23 protein-coding genes are annotated in these 17747 nt (G+C 39.9%); 12 read left to right on the top strand and 11 right to left on the bottom strand.

From position 1 onward, the window contains the following. Positions 1–168 precede the first annotated feature (168 nt). Positions 169–384, top strand: a complete 216-nt coding sequence (locus ACYTXL_RS27250) for a hypothetical protein (protein WP_461927424.1) — start codon at positions 169–171, stop codon at positions 382–384. A gap of 145 nt (positions 385–529) precedes the next feature. On the opposite strand, the gene ACYTXL_RS27245 is transcribed toward ACYTXL_RS27250, so the two are convergent. The 3 genes from ACYTXL_RS27245 to ACYTXL_RS27235 form a co-directional block, all read right to left on the bottom strand. Continuing rightward, positions 530–1726 (bottom strand): EcsC family protein, encoded by a 1197-nt coding sequence (locus ACYTXL_RS27245; RefSeq protein ID WP_461927423.1) that lies wholly within the window; start codon positions 1724–1726, stop codon positions 530–532. Between the two features lie 149 nt (positions 1727–1875). Next, positions 1876–2061: a hypothetical protein gene (locus ACYTXL_RS27240; protein ID WP_461927422.1), complete on the bottom strand. Its 186-nt coding sequence runs from the start codon at positions 2059–2061 to the stop codon at positions 1876–1878. Positions 2062–2327: 266 nt separating this feature from the next. Continuing rightward, complete coding sequence (locus tag ACYTXL_RS27235) at positions 2328–2576, bottom strand: hypothetical protein (RefSeq protein WP_461927421.1); 249 nt, start codon at positions 2574–2576, stop codon at positions 2328–2330. A 250-nt stretch (positions 2577–2826) separates the two neighbouring features. On the opposite strand from ACYTXL_RS27235, the gene ACYTXL_RS27230 reads away from it, so the two are divergent. Beyond that, positions 2827–3735 carry a nucleotidyl transferase AbiEii/AbiGii toxin family protein gene (locus tag ACYTXL_RS27230; protein ID WP_461927420.1) on the top strand — a complete coding sequence of 303 codons (909 nt, stop codon included), beginning with the start codon at positions 2827–2829 and terminating at the stop codon, positions 3733–3735. A 430-nt stretch (positions 3736–4165) separates the two neighbouring features. Here ACYTXL_RS27230 and ACYTXL_RS27225 read toward each other — a convergent pair whose 3' ends face one another. Together ACYTXL_RS27225 and ACYTXL_RS27220 are read right to left on the bottom strand one after the other, a co-directional pair. Beyond that, on the bottom strand, positions 4166–4513 hold the full coding sequence (locus ACYTXL_RS27225) for a type II toxin-antitoxin system PemK/MazF family toxin (RefSeq protein WP_461927419.1): 348 nt from the start codon (positions 4511–4513) through the stop codon (positions 4166–4168). Beyond that, complete coding sequence (locus tag ACYTXL_RS27220) at positions 4510–4746, bottom strand: hypothetical protein (protein ID WP_300419369.1); 237 nt, start codon at positions 4744–4746, stop codon at positions 4510–4512. Before ACYTXL_RS27220 ends, ACYTXL_RS27225 begins: the two co-directional genes overlap by 4 nt. 935 nt (positions 4747–5681) lie before the next feature. Here ACYTXL_RS27220 and ACYTXL_RS27215 point away from each other — a divergent pair. Both ACYTXL_RS27215 and ACYTXL_RS27210 read left to right on the top strand, forming a co-directional pair. Next, positions 5682–6029 (top strand): hypothetical protein, encoded by a 348-nt coding sequence (locus ACYTXL_RS27215; protein ID WP_461927418.1) that lies wholly within the window; start codon positions 5682–5684, stop codon positions 6027–6029. Continuing rightward, positions 6026–6361 carry a CFI-box-CTERM domain-containing protein gene (locus ACYTXL_RS27210; protein ID WP_461927417.1) on the top strand — a complete coding sequence of 112 codons (336 nt, stop codon included), beginning with the start codon at positions 6026–6028 and terminating at the stop codon, positions 6359–6361. Before ACYTXL_RS27215 ends, ACYTXL_RS27210 begins: the two co-directional genes overlap by 4 nt. A 153-nt stretch (positions 6362–6514) precedes the next feature. On the opposite strand, the gene ACYTXL_RS27205 is transcribed toward ACYTXL_RS27210, so the two are convergent. Both ACYTXL_RS27205 and ACYTXL_RS27200 read right to left on the bottom strand, forming a co-directional pair. Beyond that, positions 6515–7342 (bottom strand): alpha/beta fold hydrolase, encoded by an 828-nt coding sequence (locus ACYTXL_RS27205; RefSeq protein ID WP_461927416.1) that lies wholly within the window; start codon positions 7340–7342, stop codon positions 6515–6517. Positions 7343–7415: 73 nt separating this feature from the next. After that, complete coding sequence (locus ACYTXL_RS27200) at positions 7416–8141, bottom strand: lysophospholipid acyltransferase family protein (protein WP_461927415.1); 726 nt, start codon at positions 8139–8141, stop codon at positions 7416–7418. A 383-nt stretch (positions 8142–8524) separates the two neighbouring features. On the opposite strand from ACYTXL_RS27200, the gene metG reads away from it, so the two are divergent. The 5 genes from metG to menH all read left to right on the top strand — a co-directional run bounded on the left by metG (position 8525) and on the right by menH (position 13825). After that, positions 8525–10129: a methionine--tRNA ligase gene (gene metG / locus ACYTXL_RS27195; RefSeq protein ID WP_461927414.1), complete on the top strand. Its 1605-nt coding sequence runs from the start codon at positions 8525–8527 to the stop codon at positions 10127–10129. A gap of 166 nt (positions 10130–10295) precedes the next feature. Then, entirely contained in the window at positions 10296–10925 is a 630-nt protein-coding gene (locus ACYTXL_RS27190) for a LabA-like NYN domain-containing protein (RefSeq protein ID WP_041565095.1), read from the top strand. Then, positions 10925–12133: an LPS export ABC transporter periplasmic protein LptC gene (lptC, locus tag ACYTXL_RS27185; protein WP_461927413.1), complete on the top strand. Its 1209-nt coding sequence runs from the start codon at positions 10925–10927 to the stop codon at positions 12131–12133. The genes ACYTXL_RS27190 and lptC overlap by 1 nt, the downstream gene beginning before the upstream one ends. A 287-nt stretch (positions 12134–12420) precedes the next feature. After that, positions 12421–12822, top strand: coding sequence for a metal-sensing transcriptional repressor (locus ACYTXL_RS27180; protein WP_461927412.1), 402 nt, complete (start codon positions 12421–12423; stop codon positions 12820–12822). 187 nt (positions 12823–13009) lie between these two features. Next, positions 13010–13825 carry a 2-succinyl-6-hydroxy-2,4-cyclohexadiene-1-carboxylate synthase gene (menH, locus tag ACYTXL_RS27175; RefSeq protein WP_461927447.1) on the top strand — a complete coding sequence of 272 codons (816 nt, stop codon included), beginning with the start codon at positions 13010–13012 and terminating at the stop codon, positions 13823–13825. Positions 13826–13832: 7 nt separating this feature from the next. Here the strand turns inward: menH and ACYTXL_RS27170 are convergent, their stop codons facing one another. Then, positions 13833–14519: a glycoside hydrolase family 24 protein gene (locus ACYTXL_RS27170; RefSeq protein WP_461927446.1), complete on the bottom strand. Its 687-nt coding sequence runs from the start codon at positions 14517–14519 to the stop codon at positions 13833–13835. A 532-nt stretch (positions 14520–15051) separates the two neighbouring features. Here ACYTXL_RS27170 and ACYTXL_RS27165 point away from each other — a divergent pair. Next, positions 15052–15342, top strand: coding sequence for a hypothetical protein (locus tag ACYTXL_RS27165; RefSeq protein WP_461927411.1), 291 nt, complete (start codon positions 15052–15054; stop codon positions 15340–15342). 39 nt (positions 15343–15381) lie between these two features. Next, positions 15382–15513, top strand: a complete 132-nt coding sequence (locus ACYTXL_RS27160; protein WP_461927410.1) for a hypothetical protein — start codon at positions 15382–15384, stop codon at positions 15511–15513. On the opposite strand, the gene ACYTXL_RS27155 is transcribed toward ACYTXL_RS27160, so the two are convergent. Continuing rightward, entirely contained in the window at positions 15496–16152 is a 657-nt protein-coding gene (locus ACYTXL_RS27155; protein WP_461927409.1) for an NAD(P)H-binding protein, read from the bottom strand. The two genes, ACYTXL_RS27160 and ACYTXL_RS27155, sit on opposite strands and share 18 nt — an antisense overlap. Before the next feature lie 178 nt (positions 16153–16330). On the opposite strand from ACYTXL_RS27155, the gene ACYTXL_RS27150 reads away from it, so the two are divergent. Next, on the top strand, positions 16331–17005 hold the full coding sequence (locus ACYTXL_RS27150; protein WP_461927408.1) for a DUF1997 domain-containing protein: 675 nt from the start codon (positions 16331–16333) through the stop codon (positions 17003–17005). A gap of 50 nt (positions 17006–17055) precedes the next feature. Here the strand turns inward: ACYTXL_RS27150 and ACYTXL_RS27145 are convergent, their stop codons facing one another. Beyond that, on the bottom strand, positions 17056–17526 hold the full coding sequence (locus tag ACYTXL_RS27145) for a DUF4079 domain-containing protein (protein ID WP_461927407.1): 471 nt from the start codon (positions 17524–17526) through the stop codon (positions 17056–17058). An 18-nt stretch (positions 17527–17544) separates the two neighbouring features. Further along, positions 17545–17747, bottom strand: a 203-nt coding sequence (locus ACYTXL_RS27140) for a hypothetical protein (RefSeq protein ID WP_461927406.1), incomplete at its 5' end; no start/stop codon positions are given.

Raw genomic sequence — 17747 nt, 5'->3', positions numbered from 1 at the left:
TGGGGATAAGGGGGTAATGGCGAGTGAGCGAGCAAGGGACATTAGGGATAATTTAGCGTGTGACAAATCCGGTGTTAGCCAAAAAATTTTTTATAAACACTTAATTCAAAAGGCTGATGCACGGTACAAGAGTCATCTTAAAAAACTAAAAGAGTCAGAGTAAGAAGAATGGGTAAAAGCCTAAAAGAAAAAATTAAAGAACAGCTAATAGAAAGCCAAATTAAAATTGAAAGCCGCGCTCAAGAATTAATAGCTCAGGAATTAAATAGACAAAAACTTAGACTAGATAAACAGCAACCTAAAGCTCGATTAAGAAAGGTAAAAGGTTTGAAACAAAGAGAAGTAGTTATATTTGGAAAGATTAATCACAGAACATTAATTTAGTAAAATACTGCAAAAGCCTGCCAAAGTCCAACGACTTGGCAGGCTTTAAACTTATTAAAAATGTTTAGCCTCACTCAACCTTTTGAATCACCTTGAAAGGGCTAGTTCTGTCTTTGAGACTTGTGATCTCCGTTCATAACTCCACTTATTTACCTTCTGCTTTCCGCCCAATGCCATATACCCCAATTGCATTTGTGTCAATGTCAAATTTCCTGGCGATCGCTTTGATTATTTCTTGCTCAACTGGTGTAGTCTGATGATCAAGCTGGGCAATTTTGTCACACTGAGCCAACAAAGGCATAGCAAAATCACGATTCAGCTGATTGAGCAATATATCTAAAGACTTAGGTGATTCGATATTTTGGGCAATGACATCCAACGAGGTAGGACTGAGCTTTAGAGCTTGTAATTCTGGCAAAATTTCTTTCCAAGTCTTTTCTGGATGACTGGCTAGAATCATGTGAACTAAAATTTGATCCATGACGGCTTCTTGAGCGATCGCACTTGACAAATATTTCTCACTTTCGGCTTTTAATGTTGCCAATGTCTGTGGCGATGTGAGTGAAGTTGATTCATCAAGCTTGGCTTCGTAAAATCGACAAGCAGCATACCCCAATGAATAGATCATCGTCGCATTTGAACTAGCCGCGATCGCTACACCCGCCAAAGGCACATTTCGCAGCAAGCCTAATCCCGCAGCTTTCAAAAGACGCTCTCCACCCAAAGCCAAACCAAAAATTGCTAAAACTTCACCTTTACGGGCAGGATCTTTTAAATCTAGCCCGTAGACAGATGCAATTTGATAAAGCATTTCTGACTGCAATTTTGTTGTCGCTGTTAAATCAATTGCAAACAATGCCACTGCTATTCCTGGTAAAATACTAGTTGCTAGTCCAACTGTGGCTGCTTGAGTTGCTTTTTCCACCATGATTCGGTGAGCAATCTGGCTGGGTAATTCATTGGGATACTGTTGCTTGAGCTTATTTACCGCAACTTCTGCTTTTTCCAAATCAACAAGGTTAGTAGTACCAATTAGCCAATTGAGATTTAACACTCCAGATAGTTTTCTAATTAGCCAATTTTCGTTAAGGCGATTTACAATTTGACCGCTAGTTTGAGTTGTTTGTTCAATTAACTTGTGTGTTTGTTTCGCCGTCGCTTCTCCCACCCCTACTGCTGTGTCAAAAACTACTTTGCCAGTCTGAGCAACAGTTTCAACAAAAGACTCTAATCCAGACGGTTTATTTTCTACCGATGATTGAGCCGTGATTTTTACTTCTGAAGTTTCTCTGGGTGAATTAACTAATTTATTCACCTCTATTTTTTGGGGTTTGTCTGCCATTGCTTGATACCATCTTGTAAAGCCTCTCTCTTTAACTTGTAGCGAAAGTGTGAGTGGCTTGACATCCGTCTATAAACGTAAATATCAGTTTAAGAGCAACTATTTTATTGTCTGAATAACTGTGTTAATCCATCAAAAATAGGAACATATTACTCAGGGGTAAGTGTTCCCAAATACGCCAAAACTCGATTTATATCTAATCCCCGCGTTTGATCTAGCAAGACAATGGAAGACAGAGGCAAACCAGCAGCACCAGCTGACAAACGTGGGTATAAACTGGGATTATTGAACACCCAAGAACCACTCTGGGTAGTTGAAGGTGCAATTATTAGCATTAGACCTATCCACAAATAAAGCTCAAAATAGCTGAAACTCTTACATAGCTTGCTTTTGAGCTTAAATAAAACAAAAACCTCTAAAACCCTCTCCAGAGTTAGGTTTTAGGCAAATAAAGTTCTCATTTCCGGATAAGTCTATTGGATAGCGGACTTCTCCCCAAGGTATACCGACCACTACAGGAGGTCGAGTTCCTTACTGTTCAAGTCCTCTAGGAGTACTAGTAGGCAAAGTTACTATAATTACGTCGCCACACTCAAGCAAATCAGGTTGGAGCATCCTTGCCACCAACAACTGTTAGCCCAACTCCAGAGATATATTCTACTGGCTTCCCTTTTGGCTGTCCTTGGGAACCCCAATCAGAAGAGTCTTCTTGAAGGAAATTTCCTTCGCCTTGGTTAATTTCCTCATTTAATAATTGCCACAATTGATGTTTTTCTTCTAAAGGAAGGTTGGCAATGGCATCTAGAAGTGATTCAAAAGGAATTTGCAATTTGACTGTTGTTTTGGTCATAGTCTGTTTTGAGTTTGTTTAATAAAACAAATTCAATTATCATAGCACGGCATCAATCCACGTACCATCTCAATTAATCAGACAACTTGTTAAAGGTAGGCAAACTTCAGCCACACTTTACTATAATAACAGCAGATGTTAAAGCGGTCAGAGCAGCACTTTCTCAGGGTGTAAAGTTCAATGTGTATATCCATCTGTCTAGCCCTTTAACAGGAAACTAACTACAAGATAAAATTTAAAAATTAATTTGATGCTCAATCCACAAAAGCTACCATTTCTAGAGTCTATTGGTTGGCAGCTAAAAAATGTATATCAAATGAGTGAGAAAGAAATTGTTCAATTGTATCAACGCAATTGGCATCATCAAACTACCTTCAAAAATTTAAAAAAAGAAGAAAAGGATTTTGTTCATTATTTAGCAAAGAAATATAACTCTTGGATATTACCGGATTTTGAAATGTTTAATCTCGACCATCACAATAATATACTTAAAATCCTTAATGCTTTCAATCCAGAAGTTTTCAAAAAAGCTTCTGCATACTTTGGCGGTGGTACACTCTTGACGTTAGAGTATGATGAATACAGGCTTAGTAAAGATATTGATTTTCTCTTCCCTTATGGAACTGAAAATTACAGGTATTTAAGAAATTTGATTTATGACGAAGGAATTGTAGCATTATTTAAAAGTACAATAGATATCGAATTAGGTGAAAATACAATAAATCAATATGGTATTCGTTTCCCTGTTGTAATCAATGAAACAACTATTAAAGTAGAAATTGTAGCCAATGGTATTTTTACTTTAGACCCTCCTGTTTATCCAGAATGGACAAAAATTCCTTGTCTAAGTATAAGCGATAGATTTACATCAAAACTAATGGCTAATGCTGACCGATGGAACGATTCAAGTACACAATCTAGAGATTTGATTGACTTAGCAATATTGCGTGTAAATAACGAAATACCCGCACGTGCAATCGCTAAAGCTTCAGAAAGCTACGAAGTAAAAAAGCCATTAGTTAAAGCCATCACTAATTTTACTGAAAAAGAAAGATATAGAGATAAGTGTTTTCAGGAGTTAAACATACCTTCAGAAAAATTTCCAATAATAATGGATGGAATAAATTGGCTTCTTGTTGACTTTGAATCTATGAATTAAAGGAATTTAAAATGCAATCATCACTACCATTATCTGACCGCGTGATAAATCTTACATTAGCATTGGTAGGAAAATAGATTGACTCCCAAGCCGTGAGCAGATCATAGGGGTATGAGTAAGCTAATCGCCATTGTAAATTAGTATTGCACCTTATCTGTTGAGTACCTATAAGCTGATTCAGTGTGCTTTTCCCAACGGAATAGAAACACAAGACAGATGTCCTTTACCCTATTTCTCACCTAACAAGGCAAAAGTTAAAATATTGTGTGGCTCAAGTCCAATACACTCTTAGTTAGTACATCCCAAGTGTTAAGGTCTTTCCGTGCGATCGCACTTCAGTTATAGGAGAAGCTGATGCGATCGCTGTTTCCCAATTTAATTATTCTGGGTCTTAACTGTAGACGTGCGAAGGGTGACTGAGGTTCGGATTTCACAACTGATAACCTAATGTCAACAACACTTTACCTTCTAAAATAGTGAGTATTTCTGGAGTCAAAACGCCCAGTTTTCTTTGCAATCTGGTTTTATCAATTACCCGCAATTGGTGGCAAAGAGCAACTGAATCTCGTTCTAATCCACCTTCACCACTTGGAATTAATAAACAGGTTGGCAAAGACACACGACGTAAATTTGTTGTTAAAGGAATGGTGATGACAGTGGTGGAAAATTCGGCGACGATATCATCTTGAAAGATAATAACTGGTCTTGTTCCTGCTTGTTCAGAACCCTTGGTAGGCTCTAAATTGGCTAGCCATACTTCACCTCGTTGAACCCTCATTTCAAATCTTCTTGTGTAAGAAGTTCTGCATATTCATCTAATCCTGCTTCAGCTAGTTGACGATCTTCCTGAGCAAATTCACTGTAAAGAGCAGCCATTTGATTTTTATCTATTTGCCAGCTAACATTTCTGCTGCGGAATTTGAGGAAGGCAATAAAATCACTAACTTGTTTGAGTTGTTCTTCATTCAATTTGTCTAATTCATGGCTGAGGAACTCTTTGAGAGCAACCATTTGAGAGTCTCCAAAAATATGTGGTTAAGCTTTTTGAGGACGCAAGCATTATTTGAAGGTGACGAGATATTAGATGTCCTTTACCCTATCTTCTCACGTAACAAGGCAAAAGTTAAAATATTGCGTGGCTCAAGTCCAATACACTCTTAGTTAGCACATCCTAAGTGTTAAGGTCTTTCCGTGCGATCGCACTCCAGTTATGGGAGAAGCTGAAGCGATGCCTACGGCGGTAAACTACGCTGTTTCCCAATTTGGACTCGCTTGAATTCAAATTTAACATTACTTAAAAAACTCCCTTAATTAAAGCAAAATAAGTTTACTCTAAAAGCATATTCCAGTGTATATACGGTGGTTATATAGCTTTGACATGATTAGTATATAACAAATAATACAGTGTAGGCGTTACTCATTTATACCACAATTAATAGTTGGGAAAATTGACGCTCTAAACCCTCGCCCTTAGCGATGAAGAAGATTGAGGGCATCTTGGAAGAGGTCGGCTGTCAGGGTCAGGATTTATTGGCTAAGTATTTGTCGAACACTTAATTCGTCTAATAAAAATATTTCGAGTTGCTCAAGAACGATTCAGATTAAATAGAAATAAATACGAGCAGATAATTATGACTATTTGTGGGCTTGTTAGATTCCGAATAGGAACATTTATTTTCTAGTCATAAAAATCTGGAATTATCCCCGCTTAATTCTCTTAAAGAGATGCAATGTTTTTTCTTGTTTTAAACAGCAAGTATCTCTAATGCTTATTCTACCGTACAGCAAAGCTATGTTTGCCATCAGACGATCACTTTTCACAAATTAGTGATAGTAGGGGTTTGACAGTTTTCGGAGATGTCTAATGATAAAAGTGCAACACCAAGCCATTTAAAAAAACATTGGCTTCTTTATGGTATTACTGCAACTATTTTAATCATTATCCAATGGAGATTGAATTTTCTTACGATATTAATGGGATTGCTAAAGTTACAGCCAGTATTCCCGCTATTGGTAAGAGTGTCAAAATTGCCTATGGACATTCAAACAAGCGCATGAGTGATGAGGAGAAACGAGCCGCTACTGAGCGTAGTCAGGATTTGTGGAAACAGAATGCACGGGCAAAACAGTATGAAAGCCTGATTAATAAAGCTGAACGGTTTATGGCAGGTATCCCACCCCAGGAACGATCGCCTCTTTCTCGTGCGGTAATGGATTTGAAAGATGCTTTGATAACTGACAATTCCAGGCTGCTCGATGAGACGGGCGATCGCCTAATAGACAATATGTGTTGAATAGTGAATTTTTTACTCGGCTAGAAAAGGCAGCTATGGAGATTTCTAGGAAACAGCAGTATCAACCTACTTCCAACTCTACTAACAATTCTTCGGACAGTTGCTTTGTTGTCACAGCCACCTACGGTACACCCTATGCACCAGAGGTAATGAAATATCGTTACTTCAGGGATGAATATTTGACCAAAAATATCTTAGGGAGGAAATTCATTAGTCATTATTATCGCTTTGGCCCGATAGCTGCAAGCTACATTAAAAAGCACCCAAATGTTAAAAAAGTGATGGCGTCTATACTGGGTAATCTAGCTAACTATTTACCCAATGAAAAGTAGTCATATCTAAGTCTAAGACGCCATGTAGGGATAAACTTAGTACTTCTGGATACTGATGTTATCCAAGCTTTTAGCTTTTATTAATGGTAAAGCAGTGAATAAGGTTTAGTAGCCTAATTCGAACAGCACAAGATATGAGTTTCGCGTCTCACCCTATCCTCTCATCTCTAGCCCCGTACCGATATCAGCATTACTTTCTAAAAAGTCGTTAGCCTTAAGAATTTCATAGAGATTAATATTTTGTTCTAGTAAGCAAGCGTGTCCACAATGGGGCAGCACCACAATCTTGTTATTTGGTAAGATATTCCCTATCCGCTTGACTTCAGTTACAGAAGGTAAAAGGCGATCGCTAGCACCGGCAATTAACAAAACTGGTTGAGTTAAGCGGCCTAATTGTTCCTCATCAACATTAAACTCTCGCAGTAAAGACAACCGCCAATGAACGGTTTCTGGCGGTACAGAACGCATAGTTTTCAACAGTTCATGGCGATCGCTTGGAGAAATGCGTGGCAAAGATGCTAGGAAGGGCAACAACCCCAGTGCGCCAACATCATACAATCCTGATGGCACTAAGTAAGTAAGTTGGGATACCCAACTCAACCAAGGACGAAGATGAAAGGACGAAGCTGGGTTAATTAGGATAATTCGCTTAAATAAATGTGGCGCTTGGATCGCCACTTTCATTGCCAAGCAACCACCAAAGGACTCACCACATAGGTAAACTGGCCTCTGAGGGATTTTTTCTAATTCGGCGTCGATCAAGTCCAATACACTCTTAGTTAGCACATCCCAAGTGTTAAGGTCTTTGCGTGGGATCGCCAAACTGCGGACATCAAAGCCAGTTTCTAATCCAGCAGTTTGCGATCGCAATAGTTGGCCAGTTCCATCCATTCCTGGCAAATATACCAACAAAGGATAGTCTGGCTGTACTCTTTCAGGAGTCAGGAAACAAGGGTTTAGCTCAACTTCTGTTATGGTCATTTGTTACTAGTCAATGGTATAAAACTTTTGAAATGCTGATTGTTGTTTATATAAAGCTTCGGTTCTTTTGACCTTAATAGCAACCTTGACGCAGTAAGCTACTAATTTCGCCGTGACAGTGTTCCGTCAGTTCAGCTATAATAGTTCTGGCCTGTTTGCCGTGATATTTTTTCTGCTGTTGGGGTGTAATCCAATAAGGGCGACCGATTAACACCGCAACCCGCCGATAAATTACCAAAGGATGCCAACCACCTTGGTTAAATAAAGGTTCTGAAGGGTCAAATAGGCTCAAAAGCTTTAAGGGGAAGCCAGACGTGTTTACCTCTTCTAAGGAGGCGATCGCGATCGGTAAAATAGCTAAATCCGGCACATTCGCTCGCAATGCCAAATGAGCAAATCCCCGATGAAATTCACCCAGATGGTTTGGCACAGTAAATTTCACCATTGGTTCTGTCCCTTCTGGAAATACTCCCACCATCTGCTTCGACTGTAATAGCACCTGCGACTGTGAAAAAAAGCTTTGCAGGCGGTTTTCAGCTTCCTCCAAGGGGAAACACCCCAATTGTCCGGTGACAATCTCCCGCATTACTGGCACTTGTCCCATGTAGTGATGGCAAGCAAAGCGAATCGGATTCGATAACGCCGCCATTAAAACCACTGCATCCATAAAGCTGCGGTGATTGCTGACTACCAGTACGCTGGTATCCTGGGGAATGCGATCCTCATAATAGCGAAACATTTGGGTTGAAAATGCCGCCACCAAAGCGCGAGAAATCTCTAGGGGGCTATTTCGACTCATACCTAATCAATATATTTTTCCGGTAAATATGCCAGTTTATCTTAAATTAATTTTTACATTTCTTTACTATTGCCATCACCGTCTTAAGATAGAAATGTCTAATCCCCAAAAGCAGCTAGATTTTTTACCTTGGGAATTATGTATTCCTGAATACAATAGTATCATTTAATAGTAACTATTAAAAAAAACTATGATTAGTTAATTTCGATCTTTTAGGCAAAAATGAGATGAATTGATGCATATTACAAAAGGATTGTTGACCTGATAAATTTGCTAGTATTAAGGTATTATTGGAAAAAATGGGAATAATATTGTATAATTTTGTAATTTTACCGGACAAAGCTAAGATGTAAAACATTTTAATAAGTTAATTTTTATATTGCATGAATCTAGTGAATAAAACAAAAAAGACATTTGCACTAACAACACCGCTATATTATGTAAACGATGTCCCTCATATAGGCAGTGCTTATACTACGATCGCAGCCGATGTAGTCGCGCGATTTCAGAGGCTACTGGGGCATCGGGTATTGCTGATTACAGGTACAGATGAGCATGGGCAAAAAATTCAGCGCTCGGCAGAAAGTTTAGGCAAGGCACCGCAAGAGTTTTGCGATGAAATTGTCCCTAGCTTCATTAGTTTGTGGCAGTTACTAGATATTCAATACGATCGTTTTAGTCGGACTACTGCACCTCGTCATGAAGCGATCGTCAAAGAATTCTTTGAGCGAGTCTGGGAATCTGGTGATATCTACCAGGGACAACAACAAGGCTGGTACTGTGTATCCTGCGAAGAATTCAAAGAAGAACGGGATCTCTTAGAAGGACACCGTTGCCCGATTCATACTAACAAAGAAGTCGAGTGGCGAGACGAGCAAAACTATTTTTTCCGCTTATCCAAATATGAAAATAAGCTGACAGAATTTTATCAATTTAGACCAGATTTTATTCAACCAGAAAGTCGGCGGAATGAAGTCCTCAGCTTTGTAAATCAAGGGCTGCAAGACTTTTCAATTTCGCGGGTAAATCTAGATTGGGGTTTTCCTGTACCAACTGATCCCAAGCACACCCTTTATGTCTGGTTTGATGCGCTGCTAGGTTATGTCACAGCATTACTAGAACCAGATGCAGAACCGACTTTAGCAAATGCTTTAGAAACATGGTGGCCGATTAACTTGCACCTAATTGGTAAGGATATTCTGCGCTTCCATGCAGTTTACTGGCCAGCAATGTTGTTGTCGGCTGGCTTACCCTTGCCAGAGCGAGTATTTGGGCATGGCTTTTTGACCAAAGATGGTCAGAAGATGGGCAAAAGTCTGGGTAACACCCTTGATCCGGTGGCGTTAGTTCAGCGCTATGGTAGTGATGCCGTTCGTTATTACTTCCTTAAGGAAATCGAATTTGGCAAGGATGGAGATTTTAATGAGGTTAGGTTCATTAATGTTCTGAATGCAGATTTGGCGAATGATTTAGGTAATTTGCTCAATCGCACCTTAAACATGGTGAAGAAATACTGCGCTGAGAATAATGTTCCATCAATCGGCAATGAAGCAATTCCTGACGAAAATCCTTTGAAAACAATTGGTTTACGTTTAGGTGAACAGGTAAAACAAGCCTACCAGGAGCTAGCTTTCAGTCAAGCCTGCGAGGCCATCCTTTTACTGGTGCAAGCTAGTAATAAGTTTATTGATCAACAAGCTCCTTGGTCATTATATAAGCAAGGACAGCAGGAGACGGTGGAAAAAGTTCTCTACGCAGTTCTAGAATCAGTTAGAGTAGCAGCTTATCTGCTTTCCCCAATTATTCCGAACATCAGTAGCGATATTTATCAGCAGCTGGGCTTCGGAATAAACTTTAACGATCAAATACAAAGTTCAGTTATCGCTCCTTTTCCCATGCATTCGACATGGGGAATACTATCGAGTAAACAACAGTTGGGTACACCCCAACCAATTTTTAAGCGAATAGAACCCCCGAAAAGCGATTAGTCCTGATCAAAGTCTGATTTTGTTCAATTTCTTATTCTCTCAAAAAATTTATCGGGGCTTAACTTATATTAGCCCCGGAACATTATCATAAGCCGCTGTGACTAGCATCTAAAAGTTGGTAATTTGTATCAAAAATAACAGGGATAAAAATTGAGGTATGACAATGATGTTGAATAATTTTGAAACCGATTCAATTTTTACGCCAGAACAAGTTTTGGAGAATCGGGGCAGGGTTGCCATATTTATAGATGGCTCAAATCTATTTTACGCTGCATTGCAACTAGGGATCGAAATCGATTACACGAAGCTCTTGTGCCGATTAACTGGAGGTTCTAGATTACTGCGTTCTTTTTTCTACACTGGGGTAGACCGGACAAACGAGAAGCAACAGGGGTTTCTGCTGTGGATGCGTCGCAATGGTTATCGAGTCATTGCGAAGGATTTAGTACAGCTACCAGATGGCTCTAAAAAAGCTAACCTGGATGTAGAAATAGCAGTAGATATGATGGCGCTAGTTGATTCTTATGATACCGCAGTTTTAGTTAGCGGTGATGGAGATTTGGCTTATGCGGTAAATTCAGTCAGCTATCGCGGCGTGCGGGTAGAAGTGGTGAGTTTACGTTCGATGACCAGCGACAGCTTAATTAATGTAAGCGATCGCTACATTGATTTAGAAGCCATCAAAGAAGATATTCAAAAAACCCCTCGCCAAAGCTATCCATATCGGCCGTTATCTGGTATAGGTTTTTTGGAAGACCCCAGAACTAGTGATGGACATCTAGAAATCCAAGAATAATGGCGCATCAATTTCATCAAAAGGGGAGAGAGGTGGGAAAAAAAATCCAAAATTTCTCCTCCACTCGCTCCTTCCTTCTTTTACCTTTAACCTTTTTATTGATATTTGGTTTAGTTGCTTGCGGGGGTAAATCCCCCACAGCTTCTCAACAAAATACTGGGGGATCAGCTAATCAAGATAACAATTTAACTTTCTTTGGTGTCACCCTAGAACAAGCAGATGAAGTCGGACGACCGATTTGGAAAGTTAGAGCGACACGGGCGAAATACACTAAAGAAAAACAAATTGGTCAGGCTGAAAGTCCTTATGGTGAACTATACCAAGATGGGAAAGTGGTTTACCAAATCAAGGCAGATGTAGCAGACATTGAACAAAATGGGAAGCAGTTGTTTCTTAAAGGTAAAATATTTGCCACAGACCCTAATAATGGGGTTGTGTTGCAAGGTAATGAATTAGAATGGCGTCCTCAAGAAGATTTGTTGATTGTCCGCAACCAGATTAACGGGAGTCATAAACAACTACAAGCAGTGGCGCAGGAAGCGCGAGTTAAAACCCGCGAACAGCGCATGGAATTTTCTGGAAGGGTAGTAGCAAATTCCGCTGATCCCCAGATGCAAGTTAGAACCGAGCATTTAATCTGGAAAATAAAAGAAGAAAAATTGATTGGCGATCGCCCCATACAAATTGACCGATATAAAGATAATAAAATTAGCGATCGCGGCAAAGGAAATTCTGCCGAAGTCAACTTAAAAACGAAAATTGCCACTATTCAACAGAATGCTCAATTAGAATTACTAGACCCACCAGTGCAAATTGCTAGTAACTCTATGACCTGGAACATGAACGCAGAAACTGTCATTACAAATTCCCCCGTGCGGGTGTTCCAGCGTGTCGAAAATCTTACTGTTACCGCCAATCAAGGTGAAATGAAAATACCGCAAAAAACGGTTTATTTAACAGGTAATGTCAACGCCATTGGTCAGCGTCGCCAGTCTTTGAAATCTAATTCATTAACTTGGTATTTAGACAATAAGTTAGTTGAAGCTCAGGGAAATGTAGTTTATCGGCAAGTTGACCCACCGTTAAATTTTCGGGGTGAAACAGCCGTTGGTAATCTGCAAACAGAAAATATTGTTGTCAAAGGTGGCAGTTCTAGCGGTAGAGTAGTAACAGAAATTATTCCCCAAGAAAAAGCTAATCGTCAGTAGTAGAGTTAGGGGAGTAGGGAGTAGGGAGTCTTTGAACTCCTCTTCTCGTGGGGTGGGCAGCGTTCGACTGAGCGCTCACGCCGAAGTCTTGCCCCCCCAGTTCTTATGGACGGGCGAGACGCCCATCCCACAAGAAATAGTTGGATATTTTTTATTTGGAAGTCTTTTAAACTAGATGAACGAAATTTTAATTCTCCTTCATCCCCCCACCTCCACCCTGACCCAGAAATTTTGGGTTGGTCGAGTCCTAAACTAGGATCTTAAAACTACAAGTCCTTTGATAACTCATGAATGGATCAAACCGATTAGGTAAGGAATCCTTGCCAATATCCCAGCAAGCAGAACATTCCCACCATCAAGATACAGACCATGAGTATACAGATCATACTCATGGGACTGAAGAATCGACTCATCCTCATATCCATAGCGAAGAGTCTTTACGGCGAATTGTCAATCGATTATCGCGTATAGAAGGACATGTTCGCGGTATTAAGGGAATGGTGCAGCAAAGTACCCCTTGTCCTGATGTTCTACTGCAAATTGCCGCAGTGCGCGGCGCATTGGATCGGGTAGCGCGAATTGTTTTGGATGAACATTTAACTGAGTGTATTGCTAGAGCCGCACATGAGGGTAATATTGATCTTGAAATTAAACAGTTAAAAGCTGCTTTAGATCGATTTTTACCTTAATAATTAGAAAAATAAAAAATTAACTAGCACGACAAGACATTTTGTAGAGATGCCAGATTTGCTGTATTGACTGAGGCAGAGGGTTATTTATGCCAAAATTCAAATAATTCGTAATACTTCTCTACGAGAGGCTGCGCCAACGGCTGCGCTGAGTACAAGTTCGTAATTCGTAATGAAGCTTGCGGAAATGACTTTAAAAAAATATAAATTTAACTATTATTTAAATGTCAATATAAACAAACCTCTAATTCTTTTCTTGCACGGTTTCATGGGAAACATTAATGAATTTGATGGAGCCATAAAATTACTAGCTAAAGATTTTTCTTATCTCACCCTTGACTTCCCAGGACATGGTAAAACCCAAGTTTTAGGAGGTGATGAATACTATAGAATAGAACCCACAGCTCAAGCAATAATCAATTTATTAGATGAATTAAAAATAGATAAATGCTACTTAATTGGTTATTCAATGGGGGGAAGATTGGCTTTATATCTAACTCTACATTTCCCAGAACATTTTATTAAAGTTATATTAGAATCAGCTTCCCCAGGTTTAGCAACAGAAGCAGATCGATTAGAACGAGTTAGACGTGATGCTCAAATAGCTAGAAAATTAAGCAGAAGTATTATTAAAACTGATTTTGTGACTTTTCTGTCAAATTGGTATAGTCAGCCAATTTTTGGTTCTATCAAAAATCATCCAGAATTTGAAAGATTGCTAGAAAATCGTTTGCAGAATCATCTGACTGAATTAACGAAATCACTCCAATTTATGGGGACTGGTAATCAACCATCTTTATGGGAAAAACTTAAAGACAATACAACGCCTTTACTTTTAGTAGCTGGTGAAAATGATGAAAAGTTTAGAGATATAAATACAGAAATGGCTAATATATGTAAAATTGCCCAACTAAAAGTAATTAGTAATACTGCACATAACATTCACTTTGAAAAGGCTGTAGAATTTGTGCAAAATATCAGAGAGTTTTTCCAGAAACAGTAAACTTATTTTACTGCTTCTTTGGCTGCTTACCTAATGGCTGAATCTGCGGAGTTGGGGTTAATTTTACTGTTGGTGGTTGCTTGGCTGCGGTTAATTCCTCTTGCAACATTTTCTGATAAACTTTAGGCAAAGAGCTACTAATAAAATTTGTTTCTATACCATATCCGAGACTTGTCCAGGTAGGAGAGAGTCGCCGCAAAACATCATTTAACTTTCCGTGACGCAACTGTTGGGAAATATCAATTCCCCAAACTTTAGAATCATTTAACCAACGGTAAACTACTACATCTTGATATTCTGCTTCAAAACTATAAGCAGTCCAAAACATCATCTGCATCGGCTTTGGGTGATAACGGGGGGCTAAACGATACCAAGTAACGTTGATAATTTGATATCTACCAGCAGCAGTGGAACAATTACCTGTGTTGGGGCCTGTGACAATTGTGACGCATATCTCAGGATGTCGGCTAAGATCGTTGACTTGCTGGCCACCATACAACAGCGAATAGGGACGGTTCCCACTAGCCTCACTCGCCGAGATGGTTCGCATTAAAGCGCGGATATAGGGATCGCCCTGTTTCATCACCAAAGGCGGCTGTTTCTCTTCAAAGATGGGATCAGAAGGCGATCGCAAGTCTCCAATATACCATTGCAACAAATATACAAAGCCCAGAAGCGCGGCTATTGGCCCAATAAGTTTTTCAACGCCTTTGAATTCAAAGCCTTTCAGAGTCCGACTCCTTCAAATTTGCTCTCTTTGCTAACAATAATCATTGACGTACTCATTCTGGCAAAGTTCATACTTTATTGTCAGTTATCATTGCCGATTCGCTCATTTTTTTAAGAATTAGAAAAAACGAGCATTAATAAGTATAGCAAGCGACATACTCCCAAAAATACCGAATAAGTATTGTCTTAATACTGTTTGACTTTAATTATGATACAAATACCTTGGTAAGGGCACGGGAATGCCCATTGGTGTCAACTTAACGTAGGAGTTAAGCTTGGCAAGCTTTCGAGGTTTGACCCTCACAAGAACAGCCCCTCTCCCAAAATTGGGAGAGGGGAGCAAATTTTCTAGTTCCCCGAATCCCAACTTGGGAGAAGGGGTTAGGGGATGAGGGCAAAACGTCCTCTCAAAGCAGATTTTTTCTTAAGTTGACACGCATGGGCAATGCCGTGCCCCTACGCGAAATCTATACAGAATTTTAACTAATCCTGCTGCAATGCAGAATAAATCATTAACCTCTTGGGAGGTTAATCAACTGATTACTGAAATTTATTTAAGCGGTAAATTTGAAGTACTATATCCTAACCAATTAACCACAGAAAAAACCTTAGAATTAGGGGTTAATTATAACTGTATATCAGCAAGAATTTTTGATATTCGTCTAGCAGGATTAGTGATTATCTATCCAGTAGATTACTTTGCAACTTATAATATTAAGCACTTTGTCAATATTGAAGGTTTAACAGCTATGACACCTGACCATATTTTGTCTCTCTTATCATACTAAAATTGCATTTTTTCAGAGGTAATTTTTCAGAGTGATCCCTTGTCTGTCCTGAATAAGGGGTTTAGCATTGCGCTTTACCCCTACGTTTTGGGTGTGGGATGGAGCGATCGCTTTACCGAGTTGAATCAAGGGGCGGTGAATTTAGATCGGATATCAGGACTGTTGAAATAGTTCCTGAAAGCTTTTTGAGGCTGCTTCCGGTTTGGCAACAATTTCGACAATTTTATTGCGTGCATCTGCTTCAAACAGCGCCTCAACAGCAACTTGGGCGACTTTTTGCCTGGGGATGCTACCGTCGAAGAGTGTATCAGCACTCTGCATCACGATCGGGTCGGGGTTATCTTCATTCTTCAACCCGCCAGGACGCACAATCGTATAAGTAAGACCACTTTTTTGGATGTACTCTTCAGCTTGCTTTTTCCATAGCAAAATCAGCCAAAACAAGTTCAGTGGATGGAATAACCGCGAAGTACACAAAGAAGAAACTAAGACAAAATGCTCAATTCCCTTTGCCTTAGCAGCATTTACTAAATTTTTAGTCCCTTCAAAATCCACTTTATAGGGGCCAGTGGGGTCAAAGCTAGGTTTTGCCCCAGTAGCAACTAACAAAACTGTGCTATCTCCCAACGCAGCAGTCAGATTTTCTGGTTGTAACACGTCACCTACCACCAATTCGGCTTCAGGAGACAGAATACCCCTAGCTTTCTCAATATCCCGCACCAGGGCTATGACGGGAATATTCCGCGCTATCAACTCTTGGACAATTCGGCGACCTGTTTCACCCGTTGCCCCTGCTACAAATGCTTTCATGAGAAATGCTATCCTAGGAAACTATTATGTGCTTGCTTAGTTCTTTATTTTAGTAATTCTATGGAGTTGATGGGAAATTTATGAGGTTTGGGTGAAAATGGGATACTAGTACGAAATGACCCAAGCATCTGGGGAACTATTAATATAGACGAACGCAAAATTATACAGTAACGCATTTATGCTTTCAAGAAAAAGCGAATATAAATCCTGGGAAATAACAGAAGCAGTTTTACCTGTAGCGTCCAGCCAAGAACAAGCCGAGGACATATTCAGACAAGCAAATGTAGCGACGCTCACAACATTTTCTGGTCGTTATCAAGATTTTATGGAAATGCCTGCCCCAATAGAGAAGGTTGCCGAGTATCTTAATGCTCACGCTTCATGGTTTTCTCATTGCGCTCAACCGATGAAGGTGGAATCACTTGGGGAAAATGGCTACGCTTTAGTAATTGGTCGTTTTGGTGCTTTTGGTTATGAAGTAGAACCGAAAATTGGTTTGGAATTGTTGCCCCCAGAAGAAGGTATTTACCGCATCCGTACAATTCCCATTCCTGATTACCAGCCGCCTGGTTATGACGTAGACTATCGCGCATCTCTACAGTTAATAGAAAGCGATGCTTCTACTAGTATTGGCGAGGTTACCAGAGTTGAATGGGAATTGGATTTAATGGTTTATTTGCACTTTCCCAGGTTTATTCAGCGCTTACCCCAGGCTATAATTCAATCTACAGGCGATCGCTTACTTAACCAAATTGTCCGCCAAGTCTCCCGCCGCTTAACTCGCAAAGTTCAGGAAGATTTTCAGAAATCTTTAGAAATACCCTGTGGTGGCAATTCCAAGCAAAAACGGTGAGTCATTTGTCAGTTGCCATAAACTAATGACAACTGACAAAGGATTACTTACTATGTAGCAGTGAGAATTTTTTGGACAATTTGCACGCCAGTAACAGCCTGCCAAGCAAAAATTCCCAAAAGGGTGAAATTCAACAGAATGTGAGTTGCACGCGCCCAATTTGCTCCTTTCTGCATATAAGGAGACAAAGCAGCAGAAAATGCAATTAAACACATCATACCCAGTCCTGCTAGTAGGTGAGGCCCGACAAATAACTTTTGGTTATTAATGTAAGTGACAGCCATAGCAGCGATCGCACCTGTCACCATGAAAGCTAGGAGTATAGACCCCATTTGGTAGTGTCTGACGTTATATCTACCTTTAATCAGTTCTTTCTTTTCTTCCCCCTGAGCATTTCTGGTACGCTGTACTTGCAGCCCCAAGTAGGCAGCATAAATTGAGAGTGCTAATAGCGCCCACATCAGCACCGGATGAATGAAGTTCAGCCAATATTTTACCGACGCAGAAAGTTCCAGAGTCATCGTGTTCTCGCCCAAGTATTAAATATTCATAAAAATTAGCATAACTCTATTTTCTGTGCTTAAAGTTGCACAAATTACAGCAGTTTTCATGTATTTGAACCACATCTGTCGTAGGGGCACAGCAATGCTCATTGGTGTCAACTTAAGAAAAAATCTGCTTTGAGAAGGCGTTTTGCCCTCATCCCCTAACCCCTTCTCCCAAGTTGGGAGAAGGGGAACTA

Source organism: Nostoc sp. (genome assembly GCF_054880495.1).
This window is presented reverse-complemented; position numbering and strand designations above follow the sequence as displayed.

What these genes read in the sequence shown, in the direction of transcription:
- ACYTXL_RS27230 (WP_461927420.1), top strand. Translation starts at nt 2,827, where the DNA reads ATGCTCAATCCACAAAAGCTACCATTTCTAGAGTCTATTGGTTGGCAG.
- menH (WP_461927447.1), top strand. Translation starts at nt 13,010, where the DNA reads ATGACTTTAAAAAAATATAAATTTAACTATTATTTAAATGTCAATATA.
- ACYTXL_RS27235 (WP_461927421.1), bottom strand. Translation starts at nt 2,576, where the DNA reads ATGACCAAAACAACAGTCAAATTGCAAATTCCTTTTGAATCACTTCTA.
- ACYTXL_RS27245 (WP_461927423.1), bottom strand. Translation starts at nt 1,726, where the DNA reads ATGGCAGACAAACCCCAAAAAATAGAGGTGAATAAATTAGTTAATTCA.
- ACYTXL_RS27150 (WP_461927408.1), top strand. Translation starts at nt 16,331, where the DNA reads ATGCTTTCAAGAAAAAGCGAATATAAATCCTGGGAAATAACAGAAGCA.
- ACYTXL_RS27165 (WP_461927411.1), top strand. Translation starts at nt 15,052, where the DNA reads ATGCAGAATAAATCATTAACCTCTTGGGAGGTTAATCAACTGATTACT.
- ACYTXL_RS27190 (WP_041565095.1), top strand. Translation starts at nt 10,296, where the DNA reads ATGTTGAATAATTTTGAAACCGATTCAATTTTTACGCCAGAACAAGTT.
- ACYTXL_RS27155 (WP_461927409.1), bottom strand. Translation starts at nt 16,152, where the DNA reads ATGAAAGCATTTGTAGCAGGGGCAACGGGTGAAACAGGTCGCCGAATT.
- ACYTXL_RS27200 (WP_461927415.1), bottom strand. Translation starts at nt 8,141, where the DNA reads ATGAGTCGAAATAGCCCCCTAGAGATTTCTCGCGCTTTGGTGGCGGCA.
- ACYTXL_RS27250 (WP_461927424.1), top strand. Translation starts at nt 169, where the DNA reads ATGGGTAAAAGCCTAAAAGAAAAAATTAAAGAACAGCTAATAGAAAGC.
- ACYTXL_RS27220 (WP_300419369.1), bottom strand. Translation starts at nt 4,746, where the DNA reads ATGGTTGCTCTCAAAGAGTTCCTCAGCCATGAATTAGACAAATTGAAT.
- ACYTXL_RS27215 (WP_461927418.1), top strand. Translation starts at nt 5,682, where the DNA reads ATGGAGATTGAATTTTCTTACGATATTAATGGGATTGCTAAAGTTACA.
- lptC (WP_461927413.1), top strand. Translation starts at nt 10,925, where the DNA reads ATGGCGCATCAATTTCATCAAAAGGGGAGAGAGGTGGGAAAAAAAATC.
- metG (WP_461927414.1), top strand. Translation starts at nt 8,525, where the DNA reads ATGAATCTAGTGAATAAAACAAAAAAGACATTTGCACTAACAACACCG.
- ACYTXL_RS27240 (WP_461927422.1), bottom strand. Translation starts at nt 2,061, where the DNA reads ATGCTAATAATTGCACCTTCAACTACCCAGAGTGGTTCTTGGGTGTTC.
- ACYTXL_RS27145 (WP_461927407.1), bottom strand. Translation starts at nt 17,526, where the DNA reads ATGACTCTGGAACTTTCTGCGTCGGTAAAATATTGGCTGAACTTCATT.
- ACYTXL_RS27225 (WP_461927419.1), bottom strand. Translation starts at nt 4,513, where the DNA reads ATGAGGGTTCAACGAGGTGAAGTATGGCTAGCCAATTTAGAGCCTACC.
- ACYTXL_RS27180 (WP_461927412.1), top strand. Translation starts at nt 12,421, where the DNA reads ATGAATGGATCAAACCGATTAGGTAAGGAATCCTTGCCAATATCCCAG.
- ACYTXL_RS27205 (WP_461927416.1), bottom strand. Translation starts at nt 7,342, where the DNA reads ATGACCATAACAGAAGTTGAGCTAAACCCTTGTTTCCTGACTCCTGAA.